Source organism: Arthrobacter sp. AOP36-A1-22 (assembly GCF_052377615.1).
Classification (GTDB): Bacteria; Actinomycetota; Actinomycetes; order Actinomycetales; family Micrococcaceae; genus Arthrobacter_H.
In genome coordinates, this window is record NZ_JBQSWX010000026.1 from 1 (window position 1) to 26277 (window position 26277).

The 26277-nt window shown below is 67.9% G+C and carries 25 protein-coding genes; 13 read left to right on the forward strand and 12 right to left on the reverse strand.

All coding sequences use genetic code 11. The annotated features are described in order from the left end of the window. Position 1 precedes the first annotated feature (1 nt). Together ACT3S2_RS13465 and ACT3S2_RS13470 are read right to left on the reverse strand one after the other, a co-directional pair. Positions 2–631, reverse strand: a complete 630-nt coding sequence (locus tag ACT3S2_RS13465; RefSeq protein ID WP_444555594.1) for a hypothetical protein — start codon at positions 629–631, stop codon at positions 2–4. Between the two features lie 326 nt (positions 632–957). Further along, complete coding sequence (locus tag ACT3S2_RS13470; RefSeq protein WP_444555593.1) at positions 958–1128, reverse strand: hypothetical protein; 171 nt, start codon at positions 1126–1128, stop codon at positions 958–960. Positions 1129–1409: 281 nt separating this feature from the next. Here ACT3S2_RS13470 and ACT3S2_RS13475 point away from each other — a divergent pair, with 281 nt between their 5' ends. Next, on the forward strand, positions 1410–2186 hold the full coding sequence (locus ACT3S2_RS13475) for an alpha/beta fold hydrolase (RefSeq protein WP_444555592.1): 777 nt from the start codon (positions 1410–1412) through the stop codon (positions 2184–2186). On the opposite strand, the gene ACT3S2_RS13480 is transcribed toward ACT3S2_RS13475, so the two are convergent. The 5 genes from ACT3S2_RS13480 to ACT3S2_RS13500 all read right to left on the reverse strand — a co-directional run bounded on the left by ACT3S2_RS13480 (position 2176) and on the right by ACT3S2_RS13500 (position 7456). Further along, positions 2176–3444: an acyl-CoA dehydrogenase family protein gene (locus tag ACT3S2_RS13480; protein WP_444555591.1), complete on the reverse strand. Its 1269-nt coding sequence runs from the start codon at positions 3442–3444 to the stop codon at positions 2176–2178. The genes ACT3S2_RS13475 and ACT3S2_RS13480 overlap by 11 nt on opposite strands. 108 nt (positions 3445–3552) lie before the next feature. Next, positions 3553–4266, reverse strand: a complete 714-nt coding sequence (locus ACT3S2_RS13485; RefSeq protein ID WP_444555590.1) for a TetR/AcrR family transcriptional regulator — start codon at positions 4264–4266, stop codon at positions 3553–3555. A 26-nt stretch (positions 4267–4292) separates the two neighbouring features. Further along, positions 4293–5822, reverse strand: a complete 1530-nt coding sequence (locus ACT3S2_RS13490; protein ID WP_444561801.1) for a DHA2 family efflux MFS transporter permease subunit — start codon at positions 5820–5822, stop codon at positions 4293–4295. Between the two features lie 37 nt (positions 5823–5859). Next, positions 5860–6837 (reverse strand): PhzF family phenazine biosynthesis protein, encoded by a 978-nt coding sequence (locus ACT3S2_RS13495; protein WP_444555588.1) that lies wholly within the window; start codon positions 6835–6837, stop codon positions 5860–5862. Between the two features lie 79 nt (positions 6838–6916). Further along, positions 6917–7456, reverse strand: coding sequence for an AMIN-like domain-containing (lipo)protein (locus ACT3S2_RS13500; protein WP_444555587.1), 540 nt, complete (start codon positions 7454–7456; stop codon positions 6917–6919). A 347-nt stretch (positions 7457–7803) separates the two neighbouring features. Between ACT3S2_RS13500 and ACT3S2_RS13505 the strand changes: the two genes are divergently transcribed. The 7 genes from ACT3S2_RS13505 to ACT3S2_RS13535 all read left to right on the forward strand — a co-directional run bounded on the left by ACT3S2_RS13505 (position 7804) and on the right by ACT3S2_RS13535 (position 15575). After that, complete coding sequence (locus ACT3S2_RS13505; RefSeq protein ID WP_444555586.1) at positions 7804–8571, forward strand: ABC transporter ATP-binding protein; 768 nt, start codon at positions 7804–7806, stop codon at positions 8569–8571. Next, positions 8568–9884 carry a permease gene (locus ACT3S2_RS13510; protein WP_444555585.1) on the forward strand — a complete coding sequence of 439 codons (1317 nt, stop codon included), beginning with the start codon at positions 8568–8570 and terminating at the stop codon, positions 9882–9884. The genes ACT3S2_RS13505 and ACT3S2_RS13510 overlap by 4 nt, the downstream gene beginning before the upstream one ends. 159 nt (positions 9885–10043) lie before the next feature. After that, the gene (locus tag ACT3S2_RS13515; protein ID WP_444555584.1) at positions 10044–11018 is read left to right on the forward strand and encodes a siderophore ABC transporter substrate-binding protein; all 975 of its coding nucleotides are present in this window, start codon (positions 10044–10046) and stop codon (positions 11016–11018) included. 15 nt (positions 11019–11033) lie between these two features. After that, on the forward strand, positions 11034–12020 hold the full coding sequence (locus ACT3S2_RS13520) for an ABC transporter permease (RefSeq protein ID WP_444555583.1): 987 nt from the start codon (positions 11034–11036) through the stop codon (positions 12018–12020). After that, positions 12013–13080 (forward strand): iron chelate uptake ABC transporter family permease subunit, encoded by a 1068-nt coding sequence (locus ACT3S2_RS13525; RefSeq protein WP_444555582.1) that lies wholly within the window; start codon positions 12013–12015, stop codon positions 13078–13080. The genes ACT3S2_RS13520 and ACT3S2_RS13525 overlap by 8 nt, the downstream gene beginning before the upstream one ends. After that, a complete protein-coding gene (locus tag ACT3S2_RS13530; protein ID WP_444555581.1) occupies positions 13077–13832 on the forward strand; it encodes an iron ABC transporter ATP-binding protein in 756 nt (251 codons plus the stop codon). Before ACT3S2_RS13525 ends, ACT3S2_RS13530 begins: the two co-directional genes overlap by 4 nt. A 264-nt stretch (positions 13833–14096) precedes the next feature. Beyond that, positions 14097–15575 (forward strand): S8 family peptidase, encoded by a 1479-nt coding sequence (locus tag ACT3S2_RS13535; protein ID WP_444555580.1) that lies wholly within the window; start codon positions 14097–14099, stop codon positions 15573–15575. Positions 15576–15665: 90 nt separating this feature from the next. On the opposite strand, the gene ACT3S2_RS13540 is transcribed toward ACT3S2_RS13535, so the two are convergent. Continuing rightward, on the reverse strand, positions 15666–16469 hold the full coding sequence (locus tag ACT3S2_RS13540; protein WP_444555579.1) for an SDR family NAD(P)-dependent oxidoreductase: 804 nt from the start codon (positions 16467–16469) through the stop codon (positions 15666–15668). 250 nt (positions 16470–16719) lie between these two features. Beyond that, on the reverse strand, positions 16720–17538 hold the full coding sequence (locus tag ACT3S2_RS13545) for an MBL fold metallo-hydrolase (RefSeq protein WP_444555578.1): 819 nt from the start codon (positions 17536–17538) through the stop codon (positions 16720–16722). Positions 17539–17615: 77 nt separating this feature from the next. Here ACT3S2_RS13545 and ACT3S2_RS13550 point away from each other — a divergent pair, with 77 nt between their 5' ends. Continuing rightward, positions 17616–19349 carry an SIP domain-containing protein gene (locus ACT3S2_RS13550; RefSeq protein WP_444555577.1) on the forward strand — a complete coding sequence of 578 codons (1734 nt, stop codon included), beginning with the start codon at positions 17616–17618 and terminating at the stop codon, positions 19347–19349. 66 nt (positions 19350–19415) lie between these two features. Continuing rightward, complete coding sequence (locus tag ACT3S2_RS13555) at positions 19416–19922, forward strand: GNAT family N-acetyltransferase (protein ID WP_444555576.1); 507 nt, start codon at positions 19416–19418, stop codon at positions 19920–19922. 32 nt (positions 19923–19954) lie between these two features. On the opposite strand, the gene ACT3S2_RS13560 is transcribed toward ACT3S2_RS13555, so the two are convergent. Further along, a complete protein-coding gene (locus ACT3S2_RS13560) occupies positions 19955–20908 on the reverse strand; it encodes an oxidoreductase (protein ID WP_444555575.1) in 954 nt (317 codons plus the stop codon). A gap of 154 nt (positions 20909–21062) precedes the next feature. On the opposite strand from ACT3S2_RS13560, the gene ACT3S2_RS13565 reads away from it, so the two are divergent. Further along, entirely contained in the window at positions 21063–21638 is a 576-nt protein-coding gene (locus ACT3S2_RS13565; protein WP_444555574.1) for a DUF488 domain-containing protein, read from the forward strand. Positions 21639–21774: 136 nt separating this feature from the next. Continuing rightward, entirely contained in the window at positions 21775–22116 is a 342-nt protein-coding gene (locus tag ACT3S2_RS13570) for a carboxymuconolactone decarboxylase family protein (protein WP_444555573.1), read from the forward strand. Positions 22117–22155: 39 nt separating this feature from the next. Here the strand turns inward: ACT3S2_RS13570 and ACT3S2_RS13575 are convergent, their stop codons facing one another. Further along, positions 22156–22662, reverse strand: a complete 507-nt coding sequence (locus tag ACT3S2_RS13575) for a MarR family winged helix-turn-helix transcriptional regulator (protein ID WP_444555554.1) — start codon at positions 22660–22662, stop codon at positions 22156–22158. A gap of 101 nt (positions 22663–22763) precedes the next feature. Here ACT3S2_RS13575 and ACT3S2_RS13580 point away from each other — a divergent pair, with 101 nt between their 5' ends. Then, a complete protein-coding gene (locus tag ACT3S2_RS13580; protein ID WP_444555555.1) occupies positions 22764–24632 on the forward strand; it encodes an ABC transporter ATP-binding protein in 1869 nt (622 codons plus the stop codon). Between the two features lie 242 nt (positions 24633–24874). Here ACT3S2_RS13580 and ACT3S2_RS13585 read toward each other — a convergent pair whose 3' ends face one another. Further along, positions 24875–26125, reverse strand: a complete 1251-nt coding sequence (locus tag ACT3S2_RS13585) for a phospholipase D-like domain-containing protein (RefSeq protein WP_444555556.1) — start codon at positions 26123–26125, stop codon at positions 24875–24877. Positions 26126–26277: the final 152 nt, after the last annotated feature.

A 26277-nucleotide genomic window follows, 5' to 3' on the forward strand; every position in this document is an offset into this window, starting at 1 on the left:
CTTAGCCGGCGAAGGGCAGCGCCCCCGCGAGGACCCCGACCATGAAGGCAGGCAGGGGAACCCATGACCACCAGTTGGTGGGAAAGCCGGGGTGTGGGGTGTCGGCAGCAGGGCGTGGTGGTGGCGCCAGGAACAGGCAGATCAGACCGAAGATCACCAACAAGACGGTCGTCACCGCCGCGCCGGCCAGCGTGTTTCCGAGGAAGACTCCTTCGGGTAGCGCCTCGGTGGCAGCCGCTTCGCGGAAGGCCTCGAGGACGGAAGTGGTACGTGAGGTGCTTGGCAGCCAGCAGATGACAAAGAAGGCGATTGAAACCACCGCAGCGGCAATGGTCGCGAACCGTGCCCCGGGACCGACGACCTTGCGTGCATCGGGGCGCATGAGTCGAAGCCACCCGAGGTAGGCGAGGATTGGAACGACGGTGAAAAGGAGTATTCCCGCGCCGAAGCGGATCAGCTGGATGATGGACAGGGTGCCTGTTTCGGCCGTTTCCGCCCCGGTGACGTCCCCGGCGATGGCCAGGACGGGAGCCCGGAACGCCGCGAACCACAAAAGTGCCACTGCGGAGCCCACCAACGCGGCGATGAGCCGGTTGCGGACCAGGGAAAGATAGGGGTTTCTCATGGCCATGTCGTGGTGATCGTTCCTCGGGCTGGGCGAAGGCTGCGTCATCAGTCTAAGCGGCCCTGCCCGGGGCCACCACCTCCCTGTCGTCGCGGGGAGCTCCCTCAGCCGGGGGCATCTGGTGGGGCCCGCCGGGGTGGGAACCAGCGCGGACGCGATTGAGCGGCAGACGTTAAAAGAGTGAAGCACCGGCCATAGCGGACAAGGAGGCGACAAACCGCTATAACCGGTGCTTCTGATCACTCGCACCTTTGAGAAGGTTCCTTCAGCTTAACCAGCGAAACTTGGAACCACCTGTGCGCCCCGTGTCAGCTCGGTGGGAGTGTCGCCACTCAGTAGTTCGACGGCGGATCGGAGGCTGGGAAGGACTCCTCCTCCCACTCGTCGACGCGCGCGTCGTCGTGATCGTGTTGTGCCCGACGGGCCTTCTTCGCGGCTTCCTCGGCGCTCTCGGGCTTGGCGTCCGGACCGCCCGTGGACAGTCCCTCGGTGTTCTCGCTCATGGCATCCTCCCTCGTTGACGGGGCCTATGCCATCAGTCTGGTCCTGAAACCACGAGGTGTCGAGGTCAGCGCCCGGGCCGGGGCTTAACGAGATGAACACCGACTGGATCGATAGTTGGGGGGAATCATCGATGGTCCAGCCGGTGCTCTCATCACTCGCACCTTCAAGAGGTACTTAAAAACAATAAGGTCCAAAGCTTGGCGTTCGCTGGAAAATGCCGAAGAGCCCCGTGTGAATCACGGGTGGCCGGCCCGACGGGGCCGCCCGATAGCCTGTGGGGATGGCTGAGACGCAGAATCCCCGGGACGGAAGCACCATCTCCTACGACATTTCAGGGCAGGGCCCCGCCATCGTCCTGTTGCACGGTTCGGCGCTATCGCGGGCGATCTGGCGCGGGCTGGGCTACGTCAAGGGCCTCGAGGGGTTCACCGTGGTGCGGATCGACCTCCGCGGACACGGCCGCAGTTCCAAACCCCACCGCCCGCAGGACTACGCCATGGATCTGCTGGTCGGGGACGTGGTGGCCGTGCTCGACGCCGAACAGCTGGCCAGTGCGGTGATCATGGGGTATTCCTTCGGGGCGCGCGTCGCTTTTTCGCTGGCCGCCGCAGCCCCGGGCCGGGTGGAGAAGCTCGTGAGCCTCGGGGGGACGTTCAAGGCGCAGGGCGGCCAGATCGCCGAGGTGTTCTTCGAAGGCTATCTCCAGGCCCTGCGCACCGGCGGCATGCAGGCCTTCGTCGACGGGCAGCAGCTGGATCCGCAGACCCGGTTCGCCTTCATGAACAACGACGCCCGGGCCCTGCACGCCTACTTCGAACGCACCGAAATCGAAGCGGGGATCGAGGAATCGGTGGTCGCCTCGCTCGAGCTGCCGGCCCTGTTGTTCGCCGGTACCCGGGACCGCCGGCGCTACCTCGACTCCCGGGCCGCGGCGGAATTGATGCCGGCGGCCCGGTTCGTCCCCTTGGAGGGCAGGACCCACGGCTCGACGCTGGCTGCCGTCGACGAGGTCCTGGCCCAGCTGCTCCCGTTCCTGCAGGGTGAAGCTACTTATTGAAGGCCGAGAGCCCGGTGATCGAGCGGCCGATGATCAGCGCCTGGACGGTTTCGGTGCCCTCGTAGGTGTGGATGGCCTCGATGTCGGCGAAGTGGCGGGCCACCCTGTTCTTCAGCAGGATGCCGTTGCCGCCGAGCAGATCGCGGGCGTTGGAGGCGATCTGGCGGGCGGTGCGCGTACAGGTGTACTTCGCCAGGGAGGCCTGCGGGCCGGTGAGCTCTCCGCGCTCCTCACGGCGGGTCATCTGCATGACCATCAGCTGCATGGTCGCCAGTTCCGAGTGCATGCGGGCCAGGCGTTCCTGCACGACCTGGGCGGCGGCCAGCGGGCGGCCGAACTGGGTGCGCTGGGTCGCGTACTGCACGGCTGATTCGTAGCAGGCCATGGCATGTCCGACGGCGGACCAGGCGACTCCCAGCCGGGTGGCGAAGAGGACCTTGGCGGTGTCCTTGAAGGAGTTGGCGCCGGGCATGACATGGGTGTCGGGGACGAACACGTTCTCCAGGCGGATATGGGCCTGCCAGATGGCGCGCAGGCTCAGCTTCCCTTCGATGGTGGTCCCGGTGTAGCCCTCCCACTCCTGCTGGACGATGAAACCGCGGACGTTGCCCTCATCGTCGCGGGCCCAGACGACCGTGATGCCGCCGGTGGAGCCGTTGCCGATCCACTTCTTCTCACCGTTGAGGACGTAGCCGCCGTCCACGCGGGTGGCCCGGGTCTCCAGGGAGACCGAATCGGAGCCGTGCGTGGGTTCGGTCAGGGCGAAGGCACCCAGGACCTCGGCCCGGGCCAGCTTCGGAACCCAGTGGGCGATCTGTTCCTCGGAGCCGCAGAAGGCGACCGAGCGCAGCGCCAGGCCCGACTGGACCGCCCCGATGGTGGCGACCGACCCGTCGGCGCGGGAGAGTTCCATGTTCACCAGTCCGGCGGCCAGCGTGCTCATGGCCGGGTGGCCGTCGACGTCGATGCCGTCGCGCAGCAGATCCAGTTCGCCCAGTCGGGTGGCCAGATGGAACGGGAAGTCGGCACGGTCCCAGTAGTCGTCGATCTCTGGACGGACTTCGTCCAGGCCGAAGCGCCGGGCCCGGTCCCAGTAAGCGCGGTCCTCCGCCGGGATGTCCTCGGCGCCGAAGAGGCCGGTGGGGTCGACGTCGACCTCGCCCCAGAGCTCATAGTCGGGCTCGACGACACCGAGCGGGAATTCGGCGATCGGGGTGTCGTGTCCGGGGTGGGGGGAGGTGGTTTCTGAGGTGCTCACGGGTGTCCTTCGGCGTTGCGTGGCCGGCACTGGGAGGTGGCGCCGGTCACGGGGGATCGATCCGTACCAGCATCCATGAAACCGAGGTTCAGGTCAAGACACTCAGTGTCAGGCGGTGGGTGGGGTCCGCCCGGGCTGTTGATCCAGCGCCCGGCGGACGGCGTCGACGATCTGCTCGGGGTCGGTGCCGCTGTTCGACACCGTGACGACGACCTCCGGCCGGGTCGGGGGCGCCCCCGCTGGGGGGGTCTGTTCCTGCAGCCGGGGCAGATGCAGGGCAGCCAGTTGGGCCAGTTCGTCCACGAGTCCGGACCGCAGGCCGGCATCGCAGGTGTTCAGCCAGCTGCGCAGGAACGCGTTGTGCACCGCGACCACCGAGGCCGCATAGGAGGTGATCGCCAGGTTGACGTCGTCCAGGCCCGGGTCCACGTCCAGGGCGGCGCGCAGGCCGCGACGGAAGGCCCGTTCATAGCGATGGGTGCTGACCAGTTCCCGGTCGCGCAGGGCGGGAACCTCCTGCAGCAGTTCGAAGCGCAGCAGCGAGGCCCGGGGCCGGCCGGTGTGGTGATCGAATACGAAGAGGGCGGCGGCGGCCAGCCGGTCGGCCAGCCGGCGTCCGGGGGCCGCCAATTCGCGATGGACCCCGTCGATGACGGTGTCCATGTCCGCGAAGACCATGTCCTCCTTGGAGAGGTAACGGCGGAAGAAGGTACTGCGGCTGATCCCCAGCACCGCCGCCAGCTGGTCCACGCTGGTGGCATCGAACCCGCGTTCGACCAGCAGTCGCAGGGCTTCCTCGGGAACGGTGGCTGTGTGGTCCATGCCGGTGAATCTAGCACGGCCGGCGTTCACCGCCGGCTGGCCTTCCGCCCCGCCGGGGGCTGGAAGAACAAGCAGACCAGTGCCGCGAAGATCGCCACCAGTCCGGGCAGCAGCAGGGACTGGCCCAGGGCCGTGGAGAACGCGCCGTGCAGGAAATCCGGGACCGCCTGGCCCATGGTGGCCGCCGCTCCGGCCGGGGTGGCGGAGGAGCCGTCGCCGGCGCGGTCCGTGCCGGCCAGCACGGCGCTGGACTCGGCACTGACGCGGGCCTCCATGAGGAAGGCGATCAGGGCCGACCCCAGGACGGAGCCGACCTGGCGGGTCGTGTTGTAGACCCCGGAACCTGCCCCGGCGGTGGCCTGGCCCAGATCGCGGGTGGCCGTCAACGAGACCGAGGGCCAGATGCCGGCACTGCCGATGCCCATGACCACCGGGGGCAGCAACAACACCCAGAACGGGATGTCGGGGCTGAGGATCAGCCCGTAGACCACGATCCCCCCGCCGAAGAGCAGGAACCCCGGAACGGCCAACAACTTGGGGTCGATCCGGTTGGTCAGCTTGCCGGCGAAGGGGGCCAGCACCCCCGAGACGATCGCCATCGGGGCGATCATCAACGCCGAAAGCGTCGGGCTCAGGCCGCGGACGGATTGCAGGTAGAGGATGATCGGGAAGTTCAGCGCAATGATGGCCAGGCCCATGGCCGTGATCGCGACATTGGCCAGCGAGAAGTTCACGTTGCGGAACAGGCCCAACGGCACCAGGGGTTCGCGCCGGTTGAAGCGCTGCCACACGATGAATCCGGCCAGCACCACCAGCCCCGCGATGATCAGGCCCCATACGGTGATGGGACCGATGATCGTTCCCCAGTCGTAGGTGTTGGCCTCCTGGATCCCGAAGACGATTAGGAACATGGCGATCGCCGAGAGCGCGACGCCGAACAGATCGAAGTTGCGGCTGTGCCGGGGCAGCTGGGGGACCTTGAGCCAGACCCGCCAGATGGCCAGGGCCCCGACGGGGACGTTGACGAAGAAGATCCATTCCCAGCTCAACGTGTCCACCAGCACGCCGCCGAGGATGGGCCCGGCGAGGGTCGCGACCCCGGCCACGGCGCCCCAGACGCCCATCGGTGCACCGCGGCGTTCGGCCGGGAACATGCGGGTGATGAACGTCATCGTCTGCGGGGTCAGCAGGGCCGCGCCCAACCCCTGGGCCACCCGGGCGGCGATCAGCATGCCGATGCTCGGCGACAGGCCGCACCACAGCGAGGAGAGGGTGAACAGGGCCAGACCGATCAGGTACAGGTTCTTCGGGCCGAAGCGGTCGCCCAGCCGCCCGGCCACGAGCAGCGGGACCGCGAAGGCCAGCAGGTAGGAGCTGTTGACCCAGATGACGCCGTTGATGCCGGTGTCCAGGCCGCGCATGATCGCCGGCATGGCGGTGGCGACGATGGTGGAGTCCACCAGGATCATGAAGAAGCCGATGACCAGCGCCCAGAGCGCGGACCAGGCGGCGCGGTCGTCGGGGGCGGTCGGGGCAGGTCTTTGGGGGTTGGTCACCGGTAGAGGATACTCCGGTGCCCGGGCCCGTGTCGGCTCAGTCCCAGCACACCGTTCCCTCGATGCAGGTGACCACGTCCCCCGAGACGCGGATGCCGCCGTCGTGCTCCGAAAGCCCGACGTGTCCGGCCCGTCCCAGCCGGGTCCCCTGGCGCACCGTGTAGGAGGGGGCGACGAGTCCTGCCGGGATCATCCACTGGGCGATGCCCGCATTCAGGCTTCCGGTCACCGGGTCCTCGGGCATCCCCTCGCCCGGGCAGAAGGCCCTGACCTCGAAGTCGGCAGGGATGGGCCGCACCGCGGTTTCGAAGGCGGCGGAGTCATCGGCCGGTAGGAGCGGTTCGAGTTCGGCGCGGGTGCCCTTCGGGCGTTCCCCGTCCCTCCGCGCAGCGGGCACCGCCTCAACGGCAGGGACCAGATGCGGGCCGATGATCCCGATCTCCAGGCCCTCCAGTGCCACGAAATCCGGTTCCACGGCCAATACCGCCTCGGCGTCGTGGAGCATCAGCACCGCCCATTGCGGGCCGTTGGCCACCCATTGGTGGGCCACGACGTCTGCGGCGCGCAGCCCCAATCCGGCCAGTGCCCACTCCAGGACATCGTCTTCCAGGGGGCCGGTACGGCGCAGTGGAGGGGACAGGAAGGCCAACTGGTGCCGGCCCTGCCCGTCACGGTCCCCGGTATGGACCTCGATGAGTCCGGCGGCACATTCCTGGATGACCACCCCGGGGCGGCGGGGGCGGCCGCCGGCCTCGAGCCAGGCGTGGGCGGTACCCAGCGTGGGGTGCCCGGCGAAGGGCAGTTCCGTCGTGGTGGTGAAGATCCTCACGCGGTAGTCGGCGCTCGGGTCGGTCGGGGGCAGGACGAACGTGGTTTCGGCGAGATTGGTCCAGTTCGCGAAACGCAGCATGGCCTCCTCATCCAGGCCGTCGGCATCGAGCACGACGGCCAGGGCATTGCCCAGATAGGGGGTGGAAGTGAAGACGTCGACTTGGCGGAACTGGCGTTGGGGCATTGCGCCATGGTGGCACACCGAAGCCGGCGGAGAAGGCCCCCGCCGGCTTCGTGACGTACGGTTGCGGGCATCGAAAACATCACCACCGGTGGGCGACGTCGATGACCAGCCGTGAACCGGTGCCGGGCCCGTCCAGGACGAAGGTGCGGAAGGGCAGGCGGGCGCGGACGCCGAGTCCGAAGGAACTCCGGCCTTCAAAGCTGCCCAGATAGGCCACCTGGCCGAACGTGCGGTAGCCGGTCACGTCGGCTGCCTTCGTGCGGTGGGCGGGGGCGTAGGAGGTGCTGGCAGGTGAGGCCACGAGGATCTGCAGATCGGCGGCGCCGGTCAGCGGCACGCGCCGGCCCTGGCCTTCGGTGCGGACGGCGTTCACGTATTTGACGTCGTATCCCTTGACCTTGCCCTTCAGATCGACGACGAGCCGGTCGAAGCAGGCATGCTCCCCGGTGCGTACCCCGGTGACCCGGGCCGAGGAGGAAGACCCGTGGGAGTCGGCGAGCGAACCCCAGGTGATGCCGCAATACGGTGCGGTGGTGGCTGCTGCGGCAGGAAGTGCGGGGGCCAACCCCAGGCCCGCGACCAACAGTGCCCCGGCCAGGCCGACTTTGATGGCCTTCATGATGGTGTTCCTTCCCAGGAATGTTGCGGTGGATGATGCCTCCATGATGCGCCCGGGACGAGACCGGGGGAAGTGGTTATTCACTTTGGTGCACCAATGTGATGCGGGAGTGGAAAAGGAAGGGAATCAGCACCGTTAAGGCGTCAAAACGGCGGCATTTCGGGTCCGTGGAACGGGCTGGATCCGCGCAGCGGACAGCCGGATCACGATCAGGGATCCCGGGGGGCGGCCCTCCCGGGCCGGCCCCCCGCGCCGGGCCCGGCATCAGACCCTGGTAGGAGGGGGCCGTCGAAGGTTCATCTCAGCGGTTGATCCGCCGGACCCCGGTGGGCCCGGAGACTGGATCCATGCCTGAAAACACACCGACCCCCGAGGACGAGGCGCTCCGATCCGCCCCCGGCGTCCTCTCCGCCATCAACCTGAAGAAGGCCTTCGGCGCCACCGACGCATTGGGTGGCCTGGACCTGGAGCTGCGGCGGGGGGAGTCCGTGGCCATCATGGGGCCCTCCGGCTCCGGGAAATCGACGCTGCTCCACACCCTGGCCGGCATTGAGGCCCCCGATATCGGCTCCGTGCACTTCCGTGATCCGGCAGGGGCCTCCGGCGCCGTGGACATCACCGCGCTGGGTGAAGGGGCCCGCTCCCGGTTGCGTCGGCAGAGCTTCGGGTTCGTCTTCCAATCGGGATTGCTCATCCCCGAACTCACCGCCGTCGAGAACGTCGCGATGGCCCTGATGATCACCGGCATCCCCCGGTCGACCGCGGTGCCCCATGCCGCCGAATGGCTTCAGGCACTGGGGCTGGCGGGCCTGGAGGAACGTCGGATCGGCCAGCTCTCCGGGGGACAGGCCCAACGGGTGGCCATCGCCCGGTCCCAGATCACCGGGGCCACGGTCACCTTCGCCGACGAGCCGACCGGCGCCCTGGACTCCGCCACCTCCTCAGAGGTCCTCGAGATCCTGCTCCAGGCCACCATCGGCCGCGGGAACACCCTGGTCATGGTCACCCACGACCAGGAGGTGGCCTCGCGCTGCCACCGCATCATCCACCTGCTCGACGGCAGGATCCGGCACGACGCCGATGCCTCCGCGGCCCGTCCGGGGGCCCGGGCATGAAGGCCTTCTCCCTGGCGTGGTTGCTGGGCCGGCCGGTCCGCGGACGGTTGGGACCCCAGCTGCTCACCGCCTCCGCCTACGCCCTGACCGCGGCCCTGCTGATGCTCGTGGCGGCCGGGGGATGGTCCTTCACCGCCGTGCAGGACGAACTCAGTGGGCTTTATCTGGTGCTGGCCGGTCTCGCCGTCGCCTTGTTGGTGGTGCCGTTGGCGGTCCTGGGTGCTGCGGCGGCGCGCCTATCGGCCCGCTCCCACGACCAGCGGCTGGCCACCGTCCGCCTCCTGGGCGGCACCCCCGCGCTCGCCGCCGCGGTCACGGTCATCGAATCCGCTGCCGTCGCGCTCGCCGGGGTCCTGAGCGGGGTGGTGTTGTACCTGCTCGGGGCCCCGCTGGTGGGGCTGCTGCATTTCCGGGGGCAGGCGATCGGCGCGGCGATGTTCATGCCGGTCGGTACCATCGCCCTGCTGGCGCTGGCCGTCGTCGCCGTGGGGGTGGTCTCCGCGGTGGTCGGGTTGCGCCGGTTGAATGTCTCCCCGCTGGGTGTGCGGACCCGCGCGGCAGCACCGGGCGCACGGTGGATCCGGGCGCTGATCGCCGGAGTCGTCATCGTCACGGCGTTCACGGCCCTGCAGTTCCTCTCGGCATTCCGGGATTTCGCGCTCATGATCGCGGTGCTGATCGGGGCCTTCGCCGCCGTGCTGGCGGTGCTGAACATCGTGGGCCCCTGGGCGGTGCGGCTGCTGGCCGGACATTCGCTCACACGGGCACAAACCCCCGAACGACTGCTGGCCGCGCGCATGATCCTCGAATCCCCGGCGGCGGCGTGGCGACAGGTCTCGGCCGTGGCCATGACCAGTTTCGTGGCCGTGCTGGGTGGGTCCGGGGCCGCGTTGATGAAGGCCTCGGTCACCGAGGAGTCCGCGGCCGGGGACCGGGCCCTGGCCCAGGACATCTTGACGGGGGTGGTGGTGACGGTCCTGGTCTCCTTCATCGGCGTCTGCTGCTCGGCGGTGATCAACCAGTGCGCCCAGACGCTGGACCGCCGGGAGCTCTATGTGAACCTGGGCCGGCTGGGAATGGATGCCGCCACGATGGACCGGGCCCGGGTCCGTGCGGTGATGGGGCCGTTGCTGTGGGTGTGCCTGGGGTCGGCCCTGATCGCAGGGATCCTGCTGCTGCCCCTGGTCGGCGTCGCCCTGGTCCTGTCCCCGCTGACGATCCTCGTCGTGGTGGGGACCCTGGCCGCCGGGGTGGTGGCGGTCCGGGCCTCCGTGGCATTGGCCGGCGCACGACTGGTTTTACACAGTTCCTGAACGGGCCCGCGTATTACCCGGAAACACGGAGCCCGGCAACCCGGAAAAGGTGACGAGAATAACATCAGGCTCAATGTGCGTTATCTACTCAGGGTGGGCTAAGTTGGACCGAAGTCCCATTCAACGGCCCGCACGGGCCGCCTCATACGAAAGGAACATATGTCCTCCCTGAAACTGCGCCTGGGAGCGCTACTGGGCGCTTCGGCCCTCGCTCTGACCGCCTGCGGCGGATCCTCCGACGCCTCACCGACGGCTTCCGACGCCAGCACCGTGAGCGTTGAAGACAACAACGGAACGCAGACGGTGCCTAATCCGCCGTCCTCGGTGGTCGCCACCGACAACCGGACGTTCGAGACCCTCTCGGACTGGGGCGTGGAACTGACCGCCGGGGCCGTGGCCCTGATGCCGGAAACCATCGACTACACGAAGGATGACTCCATCGTGGATCTGGGCAACCACCGCGAACCGGATCTGGAAGCCGTCGTGGCCGCGGAACCCGATCTGATCGTCAATGGCCAGCGCTTCGCCCAGTACCACGAGGACTTCGCCTCGCTCGTCCCCGATGCCACCATCCTCGAACTGGACCCCCGCGAGGACGAACCCTTCGACGCCGAGCTCAAACGCCAGACCGAGGTGCTCGGCGAGGTCTTCGGCAAGCAGGACGAGGCACAAAAGATCAACGACGACTTCGACGCCGCCATCGAGCGGGCAAAGGCCGCCTACGACGACAGCGACGAGGTCATGGCGGTCATCACCTCGGGCGGGGACATCGGCTACTCGGCGCCCTCCAACGGACGCACCCTCGGGCCGGTCTTCGACATGCTGGACCTGACCCCGGCACTGGAAGTCGACGACGCCAGCGACGACCACCAGGGGGACGACATCTCCGTGGAGGCGATCGCCGACTCCAATCCGGATTGGATCCTGGCCATGGACCGCGATGCGGCGATCGCCGCCGACGATGCCGACTACCAGCCGGCCAACGAACTGCTGACCTCTTCGGACGCACTGGGCAACGTCACCGCGGTCAAGGATGGCAACGTCATCTACATGCCGGCCGACACCTACACCAACGAGGGGATCCAGACCTATACCGAGTTCCTCAACACCTTCGCCGACGCCCTCGAGGGCTAGCCGCGGCGCGCACCCATGACCACCAGCACCACCGGACGCGGCGTCGGCCGGAAAGGCCGGCTCTTCGAGCCTTCCCTTCTGGTCGGCGTCGCCGTCGTCGTCGCCCTGCTCGGGTTCTCCCTGCTGACCGGGGTCTATGACATCTTCGGGGCCGAGGATGGGGGGAGGATGTTCGCCATCACGCGCATCCCGCGCACCATGGCCCTGGTGCTCTCCGGGGCCGCGATGGCGATGTCGGGGCTGGTGATGCAGCTGCTGACCCAGAACAGGTTCGTCGAGCCCACGACCACCGGGACCACCGAATGGGCGGGACTGGGCCTGCTGACGGTGATGATCCTCGCTCCCGGAGCAGGCATCATGGCCAAGATGATCGGGGCCATCGTGGCCGCCTTCATCGGAACGATGGTGTTCTTCCTCTTCCTGCGCAGGGTTTCGCTCAAGGCCTCCTTGACGGTGCCCATCGTGGGGATCATGCTCGGCGCCGTCGTCGGAGCCATATCCACGTTCATCGCGTTGCAGACCGACATGCTCCAGAGCCTGGGCATCTGGTTCGCCGGCAGCTTCACCTCGGTGCTGCGCGGACAATACGAGGTGCTGTGGATCGTGGCCCTGGTCGGGGCCGCCGTCTTCTGGGTGGCCGACCGCTTCACGGTGGCTGGGCTCGGCGAAGAGGTCGCCACCAACGTCGGGCTGGACTACAACCGGATCATCCTGCTGGGCACCGGACTGATCGCCGTGGCCACCGGCATCGTGACCGTCGTGGTCGGAAACCTGCCGTTCCTCGGGCTCATCGTGCCCAATATCGTCTCCATGTTCCGCGGGGACGACCTGCGCGGGAACCTGCCGTGGGTCTGCCTGCTGGGCATCGGCATCGTCACCGTCTGCGATCTGATCGGACGCACGATCATCATGCCCTTCGAAGTTCCCGTGTCGTTGATCCTGGGGATCGTGGGGGCAGTGGTCTTCATCGGCCTCCTGTTGAGGCAGCGTCGACATGGCTGATACCGCTTCCCCTCCACGGCTGGCTGCCTCCCCCCGGCGCCGGGGCCCCGAGGGGCCCCCGCGCAACTCCTCCGCCTTTCCCACCCGACGGGCGCGCCGGCGGTACCTGATCGTGGTCACCGTGCTGTCCCTCCTGGCCGTGGGCTTCGGCGGCGGACTGCTGATCTGGGACAACCCCATGCCCGCGGGTTCGTCTGGTTATTGGCGGATCGCCGAACTGCGCGGCACGAGCGTGGTGGTCATGCTCGTCGTCGCCTGCTGCCAGGCCATGGCGACCGTCAGTTTCCAGACCGTGACGAACAACCGCATCATCACCCCGTCGATCATGGGTTTCGAATCGCTGTATGTGGCGGTCCAGACCGCTGCGGTGTTCTTCCTGGGGGCCGCCGGGGTGACCGCGGTCCAGGGGCTGCCGCAATTCGTGCTGCAGGTGGTGGTCATGGTGGGGCTCTCGCTGGCGCTCTACGGCTGGCTTCTCTCGGGGAAATACGCGAACATCCAGGTCATGCTGCTGATCGGCATCATCATCGGCGGCGGACTGGCGTCGGTGTCCACGTTCATGCAGCGTCTGCTCTCGCCGAGCGAATTCGATGTCCTCACCGCCCGGCTGTTCGGGTCGATCTCCAACGCCGACGCCGGGTACCTTCCGGTGGCGATCCCGCTGTGCCTGGTCGCCGGGGTGCTGTTGTGGGCGAACTCGCGGAACCTGGACGTCGTCGCCCTGGGCCGGGACACCACGATGAACCTGGGGCTGGACCACCGGCGCATGGTCATGCGGACCCTGTTCCTGGTCTCCCTGCTGATGGCCACCTCCACCGCCCTGGTGGGCCCGATGACGTTCCTGGGTTTCCTCGTGGCCACCCTGGCGTACCAGATCGCCGATACGCACGACCACCGCCTGGTCTTCCCGGTGGCCGCGCTCATCGGGTTCGTGACCTTGTCCGGGGCCTACTTCATCATGAAGAACCTCTTCTACGCCGAGGGGGTCGTCTCGATCATCATCGAAGTCATCGGCGGCTCGCTCTTCCTGTATTTCATCCTGCGAAAGGGTCGGCTGTGATCACGCTGAACGACGTCCGCAAGAGCTATGGCAACGGCACCGAGATCGGGCCGGTCAGCTTCGAGATCCCCGTCGGGGGCATCACCGCCCTGGTCGGCCCCAACGGTGCCGGCAAATCGACGCTGTTGACGATGATCGGGCGCCTGCTCGGCCTGGATGCGGGGGCCATCGAAATCGCCGGCTACGACGTTTCCACCTCGGCCTCGAAGGACCTGGCCCGGATCGTATCGATCCTGCGGCAGGAGAACCATTTCACTACCCGGTTGACCGTGCGCCAACTGGTCGGCTTCGGCAGGTTCCCGCATTCGCGGGGCCGGCTGACGGTGGTCGATGAGCAGGTCGTCTCCCAGGCCATCGACTTCCTGAATCTGCGCGAACTGGAGGGCCGCTACCTCGACCAGCTCTCCGGCGGCCAGCGGCAGCGCGCCTACGTGGCGATGGTGCTGGCCCAGGACACCGAATACGTCCTGCTCGACGAACCGCTGAACAACCTGGACATGCGGCATTCGGTGCAGATGATGCAACATCTGCACCGTGCCGCCCGGGAACTGGGCAGGACCATCGTGGTGGTCATCCACGACATCAACTTCGCCGGACACTATGCCGACCACATCTGCGCCGTGAAGGACGGGCAGGTGGTCGACTTCGGGCCCCCGGAGCAGATCATGACCAACGCCGTGCTCAGCAGGGTCTTCGACACCCCCGTGGAAGTCATCGAGGGGCCCCGCGGCCCGCTGGCCGTCTACTACTGACCGGTAGGGTTTCTCCCGCACTTGCGTAAACAAGGGCCCCGGCCCGGCATCGCGATGATGCCGCGGCAGGCTCAGCGGTGGACGGATCTTTGACAATCACAATATTTGTGAACTGTAAACACTCCATTTGAATATCTAATTATCAGTTTTCAAACAAGACTTTCAAATATGGTCAACTCGTGCTTATCATCCGTAGCGTGCCCCGGATCGGCTCAAGGTCGAGCTGCCGGGCACACCACAGAAAAACGAAGCAAGGAGTGCAACATGGGTAAGAAACCCATCAGATTGACCCGCGCAGTGGTCTTGTCCACGGCAGCGTTCGTAGGATCCTGTTCGCTGATCGGCGGGCTGACCGGCCTGCCGGCCACCGCCGCGACACCGACGTCCGGGCCGACGGTCTCGAACACCGTCGCGGTCGCCGCCGACGCGAACACCGCCCAGGCCGCGACCGGCGCCCTGGAATCCGGGACGAGCTACGACCAGTTCATCGTCTCCTATAAGGACTCGGCGAGTTCCGCGACGAAGCAGGCCCGCGTGAACTCCATGGGCCCCGCCGCCAAGGAAGCCGGCGTCTCAGTGAAGGAACTGCGCCCCACCGCCACCGGCGGCCACGTGTTGCAGACGAACGAGAAACTCTCCACCGCCGAGGCGAAGCAGTTCATGCTCGACGCGGCCAAGACCGGGACCATCGACTCCATTGAACCGGATGCCATGATGACGATCGCGGCGACCCCCAACGACACCCACTACGGGCAACAGTGGGACTTCCACGGGTCCAACGGCATGCGCACGCCATCCGCGTGGAACTACTCCACCGGCAGCGGGGCCGTGGTCGCGGTCCTGGATACCGGCATCACCAGCCACTCCGACCTGAACGCGAACATCCTGCCCGGCTACGATTTCGTCTCCAATGCCTCCGCGGCCCGCGACGGAAACGGCCGCGACTCCAACCCCGCCGACGAGGGCGACTGGGTCAACCCCGGTGAATGTGGTTCGGCCAACGGCAGCAACTCCTCCTGGCACGGCACGCACGTCGCCGGCACCGTCGCCGCGGTGACGAACAACGGCAAGGGAGTCGCCGGGGTCGCCCCCACCTCCAAGATCGTCCCGGTGCGGGTGCTGGCCAAATGCGGTGGCTCGCTCTCGGATATCTCCGACGCGATCGTCTGGGCCTCGGGTGGGAACGTCTCGGGCATTCCGTCCAACCCCAACCCGGCTGATGTGATCAACATGTCCCTCGGTGGTGGCGGAGCATGCGGCTACACCTACCAGAACGCCATCAACTCGGCCGTTTCCCGGGGGACGTCCGTCGTGGTGGCCGCCGGCAATGAATCGCAGAATGCCGCCAACTCCCGGCCGGCGAACTGCAACAACGTGATCACCGTCGCGGCCAGCAACAAGTCCGGCTCGCGGGCCTTCTACTCCAACTACGGTTCGTCCGTGGACGTCACCGCCCCCGGTGGCGACACCTCAAGCCGTGGTGGGGGAATCCTGTCCACGATCAACTCCGGACGGACGACCCCGCGCGGTGAAGCCTACGCCGAGTTCCAGGGCACCTCGATGGCTGCCCCGCATGTTGCCGGTGTGGTGGCGCTGATGCGCGCCAACAGTCCCAACATGAGCCCGTCATCCGTGGAATCCTCGCTCAAGGCGGGGACGCGCGCCATGCCCGGCGGCTGCTCGGGTGGCTGTGGGGCCGGCCTGGTCGATGCAGGGCAGACCCTGTATTCGCTCGGGTACTAATCCACGGTAGGACCTGCAATCCGCTGGCCGGGACACCGTCATCACGGTGTCCCGGCCAGCTTGCCGTCGTACCGGTGGTGACGTGTCGGCTCAGCGGCCGCGTTGGGCCAGACGGGCCACGAGGGCATCCGGGGCGACCCGTGCCAGGAAGGTGATGATCTTGTACTTGGTGCTGGGGATGGACACCGAACGGCCGGCCATGGCGTCCGTCAGCCCGCTGCGCACCACCTCTTCGGGTTCCAGCCACGACCAGGAGGGGATGGATTTCTTGTCGATCTTCATCCGGTCATGGAATTCGGTGTGCACGAATCCGGGGCAGATGGCGGTGACCGAGATTCCGCGGTCGTGGTAGAAGACATTGGCCCACCGACTGAAGTTCACCAGGAACGCCTTGGACGCCGAGTAGGTGCCGCGAGGAGTGAAGGCGGCGACGGAAGCGACGTTGATGATCCGCCCGCCCCCGATCTTCGCCATGGCCCGCAGGGCGGCGTGGGAGAGGATCAACGGGGTGCGCACGTGGATGCCGACATGGGCCAGCTCCTCGGCCAGGTCGTTGTCGGCGAAGTTCCCGGCCATTCCGTATCCGGCATTGTTCACCAGGGTGGTCACCGGATTGGTGGAGTCGGCCAGCCGGTTGGCGACCTGCTGGACGCCGGCCTCGGTGACGAGGTCGGCGCTGATCGTCTGCACCTGGACGGCGTAGCGGGCGCTGAGGCTCTCGGCGGTGGCATCCAGTCGTTGCTGGTCACGGGCCACGAGGACCAGGGAGTACCCCTGGGCCGCCAGTTGCCGGGCGAACTCGGCGCCGAGTCCCGAGGTGGCTCCGGTGATGAGCGCGGTCACGGTCGGCTGGGCGGAGTAGTGCGTCTCGGGGTGCTGTGTGGGACTGGCCATGCCTTGACTGTAGCGGGGCGTGCGATTCAGTCCAAGGAGGCTGCGCGGGTGAGGCGAAATCGTCACCGGAGCACAATAGGGCACTAGAACTTTGTGTAATACCGACCACCAAGGCTAGCCTAACTACATCAGGATTTTCCGGGGGTGTCCCGGATAAGGATCGTCAGGGAGACCATCGTGGATTCACGCTGCTTCAGGGGCAGGACCCCGTCTTGCCGGGGAACTGAGCCACGTGCCGGTGGGTAGGGGCCTAGGGGGCCGGGGTGGTCCCGGACAAGTAGTGCAGCTGGGCCTTGACCGAATGCTCTGCGGCCCCGCGCACCGCGGGATCGATGTCGGCATAGACCAGATCCGTGACCTCGGCCGTCCCCGGCCGGCCGGAGGGATCAGCGGCGGCCAGCCGGGCCACGGCGTCACGGACCTGCTCGAGACGTTGGAGCCGATGGGCCGTGTACTGCTCGATGACGGTACCCAGCTGCGGATGCGTGGGGCCGTGGGCCGGAAGCATGAGCGCCGAGCCGAATCCGGACAGGACATCGAGGCTGGCCAGGTAGTCACCGAGCGTTCCGTCGGGGAAGTCCAGGATGGTCGTCCCACGCCCCAGGATGGTGTCGCCGGTCAGGACCGAACCGTGGGGTCCGTCGTCGGGCAGCAGGAAGCACAGCGAATCGGAGGTATGCCCGGGGGTGGCCACGACCTGGACCCTGATCCCCGCCGCGGTGATCACTTCCCCATCGCCCAGGACCGGGGCCTGCCGACAATGGTCGGCCAGGGCCGCCCGCACCGGGGCCCCGGTCAGTTCGTGCAGGCGGTCGATGCCCTCGGTGTGGTCGGGGTGGCGGTGGGTGATCAGCACCAGCTCGACGCGTCCGGCAGCGGCCAGGGCCTGCAGATGGTCCTCGTCGGCGGGCCCCGGGTCCACGACCACCACCGGGCCGGTCCCGGCTCCTGCGGCATGCAGGAGATAGGAATTGGTGCCCTCCAACGTCATCGGACCGGGATTCGGTGCCGTGATCAGATCGGCGCAGGAGCTCACGTGCTGGATGGGGGAAGGCGTCGGCTGTGGCATGCCGACAGTCTAGGGCAGCCGAGACGACGTTTCCCCCGCCACGACCTCGTGGGAACCCCCTTCAACCCAAGGAACACATGCAGAGCCTGACGGCAGAGAACCTGTCCTTGTCCCACCCTTCCGGCGCCATGCTCACCGACCTGAGCGTGGAGATCCCGGTCGGGGAGATCACCGTGGTCATCGGCCCCAACGGCGCCGGCAAATCCACGCTGCTGCGCGGACTGGCCGGAGCGCAGGAACCGGATTCCGGAACCGTGAGGATCGGTTCGACCGAGCTGCACGACCACCCGGTCGATGACCTTGCCAGCATCCTGTCCCTGCTGCCGGAGACCCCCGGGGGCCATGAAGCCAGCGCCGCACGGGCACGGATCTCCGACGTGCTGGCCCGCGGATCGGAGGTGTTGCTGCTGGACGAGCCGACGGCGCATCTCGATATCGCCGGGCAGCTCGAGGTCCTCGACGCCATCGCCGAGGTGAACCGCCGGTGCGGGACGACCGTGGTCATGGTCCTGCACGACCTCGGCCTGGCGGCCCGCTACGCGGACCGGATGCTCGCACTGGTGGCAGGACGCATCATCGCCGCCGGGCGCCCTTCGGAGATCCTCACGACCGAACTGGTCCACGAGGTCTTCGGACTCCGGGCCCGGGTGATTCCCGACCCGGTGGCCGGAACGCCCCTGATGGTGCCGATCGGACGCCACCGGTTCCGCCGCCCCGACACCGGCCGAGCCGGGCCACCGCCCACCAGGCAGCCTGCCGGACCACGCCCGAGGCCGGAGACGCCCCTGGAATCCGTGGTCGTCCCCACCGTGGCCCGCCCCGCCGTGGACGTCTGCCCGACGCTGGCGTTCAGCCTGGAGGTCGTCGACGTCCAGGAGCTCGGGCCCGGGTTCCGCCGCCTGACCCTGGCCGGGCCGGAACTCGAACACTTCGGTACCGGCGGGCATCCACTGGACCTGCGGATCAAGGTCCTGGTGCCGCCGGCGGGCGAGGAATCCGTGGCCCGCCTGCGCACGCTCTTCGCCGATCTGGCCCCCGGGGGCCGGATCACCCCGGAGGATTCGGCCGGCTGGTACCGGACCTGGCTGGCCCGGGACCCCGCCGAGCGCGGATCCATGCGCACCTATACGGTGCGTTCCTTCCGCCCTGCAGGCCATCCCGGCAACGCGGGGCCGACCCCGGAACTCGATCTGGACTTCGTGTTGCACGTGCACCGGGAAAACGGCGTCCTGGTCGGCGGGCCGGCCTCCGTCTGGGCGGCGGAGGCCGCCATCGGCGACGACGTCATCATCCTGGGACCCAATCGGGCGCTCTGCGGGCCCGACTACGGGGGTATCGAATTCCGGCCCGGCAAGGCGCGACGGATCCTGCTGGCCGGCGACGAGACGGCGGCCCCGGCGATCTGTTCGATCCTGGAATCACTGCCCCCGGGGATCACCGGGGACGCCTTCATCGAGGTCCCGTCCGTCGAGGACATCCAGGGTTCCTTCACCCGTTCAGGGGTTGCCGTGCAGTGGCTTCCGCGCGGCATGCAGGCCCCGGGCACGTTGCTGGAGACGGCCGTGCGTTCGGCGATCGCGCTCCCGGGGGCCGGTGCCGTGGACCCGGGTGACGAGTTGGAGGACGTGGATGTCGACGAGGGCATCCTGTGGGAGACGACGGCCGGAGCCGGCCAACCCTTCTACGCCTGGCTCGCCGGCGAGGCGGGGGTCATCAAATCGTTGCGTCGTTATCTGGTCCGTGAGGTTGGAATCGACCGCAAGCAGGTCTCCTTCATGGGGTATTGGCGTGCGGGCCGGGCCGAAGCCTAGGGATTGATCCGCGTCGTGGCTCGTCACGCAGGACGGGATTGACTTCCGCCGTGGGAAAATATGGGAATGATGCACACCCAGGTCCGCCGGGCCATGACCGAGGATTGGCAGGCGCTGCGTGCGGTGCGGCTCCGGGCACTGGCGGACGCGCCGTCGCTCTTCAGCTCCACGTGGGAACGCGAGTCCGCTTTCGGTGAGGAGCGCTGGCGTGAACGGGCGGAACAAAGCAACTGGTTCCTGGCCTGGTCCCCGCTCTCGACCGGCCTCGCCACGCAGCTGGCTGACGGACTCGCGGGAACGGTCCTGCGGCCGGGGACCGGAGGCTGTGAACTCATCGGCATGTGGGTTGATCCGGCGGTGCGCGGACTGCACGTCGGCCGGGAACTGGTCGCCGCCGCTGCCGGCTGGGCCCGCCGGGCCGATGCCGGACGATTGGATCTGTGGGTGGTCGCAGGGAATCATGGCGGCCACGAGTTCTACCGGCGCCAGGGGTTCCTGGAAACCGGGGAACACCAAGAGGTTCCCGACCGCCCCGGTGTGGTGGAGCTGGGCCTGACGCTGCCGCTCATCTGATCAGCCCCCGCCGGGGAACCAGCCCCTGGGAATCAGGGCCGGGACGGTGCGTCCAGGTACCTGACCTGCGTCAGTTCCTCGGAAAGCTCCCACAGCCGGCCGGCGGCCGCCGGATCCCGGGCCGCCTCCGCCCGCTGCGCGAGGCGGGGCGCCCCGCGCCACTCCCCGGGACCGCCTGGACCGTAATATTCCCCGCCGCGGGCGCTCGGATCGGAGGCCGCACGCAACGTCGGCCGGGCCCCCTGGGCCGGTCGGGGCATCACGGCGTTGAACAGGGCCCGGGCCGGACGCAGGGAGGGCCGGTCGAAGACATGGCCGAAGAGGTCGGTGCCCACCACTCCCGGATGGGCGGCGACGGCGATCGTTTCCTGGCCGGCGGCCCGCAAACGCCGATCCAACTCGTCGGTGAACAGCAGGTTGGCCAGCTTCGAGCGGTTATAGGCGGCCACGGGGGTGTAGCCACCCTCTTCGAACAGGGGATCGTCGAAATCCATGCGCCCGCCCCGGTGGGCCAGGCTGGACAGCGACACGACCCGGGAGCCTGGCACCGCCGCCAGGAGATCCAGCAGCAGGCCGGTCAAGGCGAAATGGCCCAGGTGGTTCGTGCCGAATTGCAGTTCGTACCCCTCGGCGGTCAGCCCATACGGGGTCATCATGATGCCGGCGTTGTTGACCAGCAGATCCAACCGCTCGTGGGTGGTCAGCACCGTCCGGGCGAATGAGTGGACCGTGGAAAGGATCGACAGATCAAGCTGGATGACTTCCGTGCGCAGCTCGCCGACGGAGGCCAGCAGCTCCGGTCTCAGCCGGTCGGCGGCAGCCCGCCCCTTGCCCGGATCCCGGCACGCCATCACGACGTGGGCGCCATGCAGGAGCAGCTCCCGGGTGGTGGCGAGCCCCAGGCCGTTGTTCGCGCCGGTGACCACCGCCGTCGTGCCGGTGAGATCGCCGATATCGGTGGTGCTCCAGGACCTGGTGCGCGGCATGGGCTCCTCCTGCTGGTCGGCTCACATGGACGGCCCCAGTCTAGGGCCCGGGCAGGACCTGCCCCTCGATCCCGCAGGCGATCCCGGGGCGACAACCGCCCGTGCTGTGGTGCATCCTGAAGGAGGGGAGCATCCAGGCGAAGGGCGGGCAGGCATGGCAGCGGAACCATCCAACGGCAACGCGGCGGGGACCATCTGGACCCTGGGGCATTGGACCTGTCCGCCGGAGGTCGTGGCCGAGACGTTGGAATCGGCCGGGATCGAATTGCTGGCCGATGTGCGCAAGATGCCCGGATCGCGGCGGAGCCCACAATTCGATGCGGATCAGATGCCTGCCTGGTTGGCCGACATCGGCATCGAATACCACCATGTGCCCGAACTGGGAGGCCGTAGGCCGCGGCAGCATGGCATCGACCCGAGGGTCAACGCCGGGTGGCAGAACGCCAGCTTCAAGAACTATGCGGACCATACGCTCACCGAGGAGTTCGCCACGGGCCTGGAGCGGCTGATGCGGTGGGCCCGGGACCGGCGGGTCGTGGTGCTGTGCGGGGAGCCGATGCCCTGGCGTTGCCACCGGCTGCTCATCGCCAACGTGCTCGCCGCCCGGGGGTGGACGGTGGTGCACCTATCCAATACCGCGAAGCCGACCGAGCATGAACTCGGCCGGTGGGGAGCCGAGCCGAGGGTGCACGACGACGGCGTGGTGACCTACCCGGCACCGGGGCAGTGACTTTATCTGTGCCACCTGCCTACAGTGAAAGAGGGCCCCGCGGAGCAGTGGAGCCCGGAGCCGGTTGGTGGTCATCCCCGTGCGCAACGGGTGCGGAGGTGTCGGCGCCAGCCGCACCCTAGGAGAGGACCCCACCATGTCAGACGATCTCTTCCCCAAGGCCACCCCTGCGGTGGCCAAACGTCGCAAGGAACTGACCCCGGACGCCACGCAGGCCTTCGAGGACTTCAGCAAGGCGGTCTTCGCCGAGGGCGCCCTGGACGAGCAGACCAAACAACTGATCGCCGTCGCCGTCGCCCATGTCACGCAATGCCCCTATTGCATCGAAGGCCACAGCAAACTCGCCAAGCGCAAGGGCGCCACGGCCGAGCAGATCATGGAAGCCATCTGGGTGGCCGCAGAAATGCGGGCCGGCGGCGCCTTCGCGCACTCCACCATCGCCCTGCATGCGATCGGGGAAGTCCCCCACCAGCACTGACCGGCGGCACCGGGCCGGTGGACGCCGCCGGGGTCCGCCCTAGCGGTGCTGGGCCACCGGTTCGTCCCCGGCCAGGACGCCCAGCAGGCGGGCCAACTCATCGCGCTCGCCGGAATCGAGCCGGCCGAAGTATTCGGTGGACTGCCTGCGACGCGATTGGTGGATCCTGGAGCGCAGTTCCTGCCCGTCGGCGGTGAGGCGGACCAGTACGGCCCGGCGGTCCAGCGGGTCCGGCGCCCGTTCCACCAGCTCCTTGGTTTCGAGCTGGTCGATGACTTCGGTCGCCGACCGCGGGGCGATCCGCAGCAGATCGGCCAGTGCCTTCAGCCGCAGCCCGGCCTCCGGGCCGCCCCCCGCCCCCCGGACCTCGGGCGGGCAGGGTCCACACCCGCGAGCCAGCGTATTCAGCGCCCGCCATTGGTGCGGGGTCAATTCAAAGGGGGCCAATTCGTGCGTCCAGCGGCGACGGAGCCCCCGGAAGGCAGCGTGGAAGAGGTCGCCGAGATCGGGATCTTCGGTCAGGCCGGGGGGCACATCAGCGGTCATGCCCTCAGTGTACCCATTTGCGATCCTCCCACATAATGAGGTAACCTCTGCATAGTTGCCGGGCATCCCGGGCGACTCCTTCAACCCAGGAGGTGCTGCCGATGAAACCGGCACGGACTCCAGAACCACCCTCCCCCCGCCGTGGGGGCCCCGGCAGGATCAGCGCCGATGACCGCAACCAGCTCGCCCGCCATCCGGTGAGCCTGCGCCGGGTCGCCGGGCTCTTCGCCCCGCACCGGAAGATTATCACCGTGTTGATGCTGCTCATCAGCGTGGCGTCGGTGGCCGGCCTGGCCCAACCGTTCCTGATCCGCGGCATCATCGATGACGCCATCCCCGACGGAAACGTCCCGCTGCTGGCCTGGCTGGCCGGGGCCATGGTCGTCATCGCGGCGATCACCGCCCTGATCGGCGTCGTGCAGACCTGGATGGCCACCGACATGGGCCAACGGGTCATGCACACCCTGCGCACCGGCATGTTCACCCACCTCCAGGCCCAGTCCCTGGCCTTCTTCACCCGGACCCGCGGGGGAGAAATCCAGTCGCGGCTCACCAGCGACATCGCCGGAATGCAATCGGTGGTGACCACCACGGCAACATCCATCGCCACGAACCTGACCACCGCCGTCGCCACGGCCATCGCCATGGTCGCCCTGTCCCCGATGCTCAGCATCCTCTCGCTCATCGTCATCCCGCCGGCGGTCTTCCTGAGCCGCCGGGTCGCCCTGCTGCGACGCGATATCACCGCGGACCGCCAGGCGGAGTTGGCGAACCTCTACACCCAGGTCGAACAGGGCCTCTCGGTATCCGGGGTGCGCCTGGCCAAGACGCTGGGCACCACCGAACGCGACGCCGCGGACTTCACCGCCAGCTCGCACCGGCTCATCGGGCTCGAACTGCGCTCGCAACTGGCCGGACGCTGGCGGATGGCCACCATGCAGATCGTCTTCGCGGCCATCCCCGCGGCCATCTACCTCGCCGGCGGCTTCCCGGCCGCCACCGGCGGGATGACCATCGGCACCATCGTCGCCTTCACCGCACTGCAGTCGACCATCTTCCGCCCGATCATGGGACTGCTGAACGTCGGGGTCCAATGGGTCACGGCGATGGCACTCTTCAGCAGGATCTTCGAATACCTGGACCTGGTCCCGGAGATCACCGCCCCCGATCACCCCGTGCGGATCGACCCCGACACCGTCCGCGGGGAACTGCGCTTCGAAGGCGTGGGGTTCTCGTACGACGGCGAATCCCGGGCCCTGGCCGATATCGATCTGGTGGTGCCCGCGGGGACCGCGACGGCGATCGTCGGGGCGACGGGGTCGGGGAAAACGACCCTCGGGGCCCTCGTCCCGCGGTTGCACGAGGCGAGCGCGGGGCGCATCACCATCGACGGGGTCGACGTGAAGGACCTGGCCCCCGCCGACCTGGCCCGGATCGTCGGGGTGGTCTCCCAGGAGTCCTATCTGATCCACGCCTCCATCCGGGAGAACCTTCGCCTGGCGGCCCCCGAAGCCACCGACGAGCAGTTGTGGGCGGCCCTCGAGGCAGCGCGGATCGATGAGTTGATCGCCGCGTTGCCGGTCGGGCTGGAGACGATCGTCGGGGCTCGGGGACACCGGTTCTCCGGCGGGGAGCAGCAGCGTCTGGCGATTGCCCGGACCATCCTGCGCAATCCGCGGATCCTGGTCCTGGACGAAGCCACCTCGGCCTTGGACAACACGACCGAGGCCCAGGTCCAGGCCGCCCTGGACCGGCTTTCGGAGGGACGGACCACGGTGACGATCGCGCACCGGCTCTCCACGGTGGAGCGGGCCGATCAGCTGGTGGTGCTGGACGCGGGGCGAATCGTCGAACGGGGGAGCCCCGCCGAATTGCGGTCGGCCGATGGCCCGTTCGCCCGCCTGCTGAGGGTCCGTGCCGCGGCCGACGAACTGCGGCTGGAGGACAGCGGGCCGGTCGGCTCGTGGTAGCAGCCGGGTGGGCCCGCGGCGCGGCCTGGGGCCGGTCCGGGACAAGAGTAGGCCCTTGGAAACCCAGCCTGGTTTCCAAGGGCCTTTTCATCACTCGCACCTTCTTGAGGTACTCCCCAGCCTAGGAGCGCCGGCTGGGAGCCGACTGTGCGGACCGTAGGAGGCAACTGGCAGTCGGGCCGACGCCCGGGGCGCGCCGCGGTCCTTCGCAGGGGCGGGCTCCGGTCGCGCTGGATGGACGGCTAGAGGAACGGGCGCAACGGAATGAGGATGACTTCGCTGATCTTGGCAGCCGGGTTCTGCCGGCTCCAGTCGGACAGCGTCAGTTCCCGGCAGTTGGTGCTGTCGACTTTGAAGATCCTCTCCATTTTCGCCGCGAACTCCGGGTCGTGGATCTCAAGGTTCGTCTCGTAGTTCCCGGTCAGGCTCAGCCGGTCGATGTTGGCGGTGCCGATCGTGGACCATTGGCCGTCGATGGTGGCGGTTTTGGCGTGGATCATGGCGTCGCGGTAGAGCAGGATGGAGATCCCCTCCCGCAGCATGGTGGTGAAGAACCCCCGGGCCAGCCAGTCGGCCAGGACGTGGTTGGAATCCTCCGGGAGGATGAGCCTGACATCGACGCCCCGCCTGCTGGCGGCCCGCAGTGAATCAAGGATCTGCCGATCGGGGATGAAGTAGGCGGTGGTCATGTAGATGTGATCGCTGGCCCGGTTGATGGCGTCGAGGTAGACCCCCCGGATCGGGTACACCAGATGGGAGGGGATGTTGTTGGCCGTGCGGATGTGCGGATCCCACGTCAGCGCCGGCTGGTGGGGGATTTCCGGCCGGCCGCAGGCGGTGTTCCAGACGTCCAGGAATGCCTGGCGCAGTTCCCAGACCGCCGGACCCTTGAGGCGCAGATGCGTATCGCGCCATTCGGTGGCGTAGAGATCCCCGATGTTGTAGCCGCCGACGAAGCCGGTTTCGCCGTCCACGATTAGCAATTTGCGGTGGTCCAGGCCGGTGCTTCGCAGCGGGGTGAACAACCGTGAGGGGCGCAGGACGGGGAACCGGTACACGTGGACCCCGGGGTGGAACCGGAAGAAGGAGCGGGGGACGACGAGGTTGGCGAAGCCGTCGTAGATGACGAAGACGTCGACCCCGCGGGCCGCGGCATCGTTCAAGGCTTCCTTGAAGCGTTGTCCGGTCGCGTCGGACTTCCAGATGTACGTCTCCAGGAAGACGTGTTCTTCGGCGCCGCGGATGGCGGCGAGCATATCGGCGTAGACGTCTTCGCCGTAGGTGTAGATCTTCGTCTCGGAGTCCTTGACGGGGGCGTCGAATGCCCCCGGGCGCGGGAACCCCGCCCGGCGGGTCCGTTGGCGGCGTTTGAGCGAATCGAAGATCACCAGGCCGGCCACCACCGTGGCCTGCAAGGCCACGAAGGCCAGCGCCAATCGGGCGGCCGTTTTTTTCAAGCCCGCCATGACGGCGGGCGGGATCACGGAAGACATGGTGTGAGTTTAGTTCCGATGCCGGCGTCGGGGCTCGTGCGACTCGGCGCCCCGGGGCGGAGACGGGGTTGACGGCGGGGGTGTCGTCCCTCACACTGGATAATATACGATTTAGTATACTAAGTCAGGATCTGTAGGTGGCGCCAGAGACG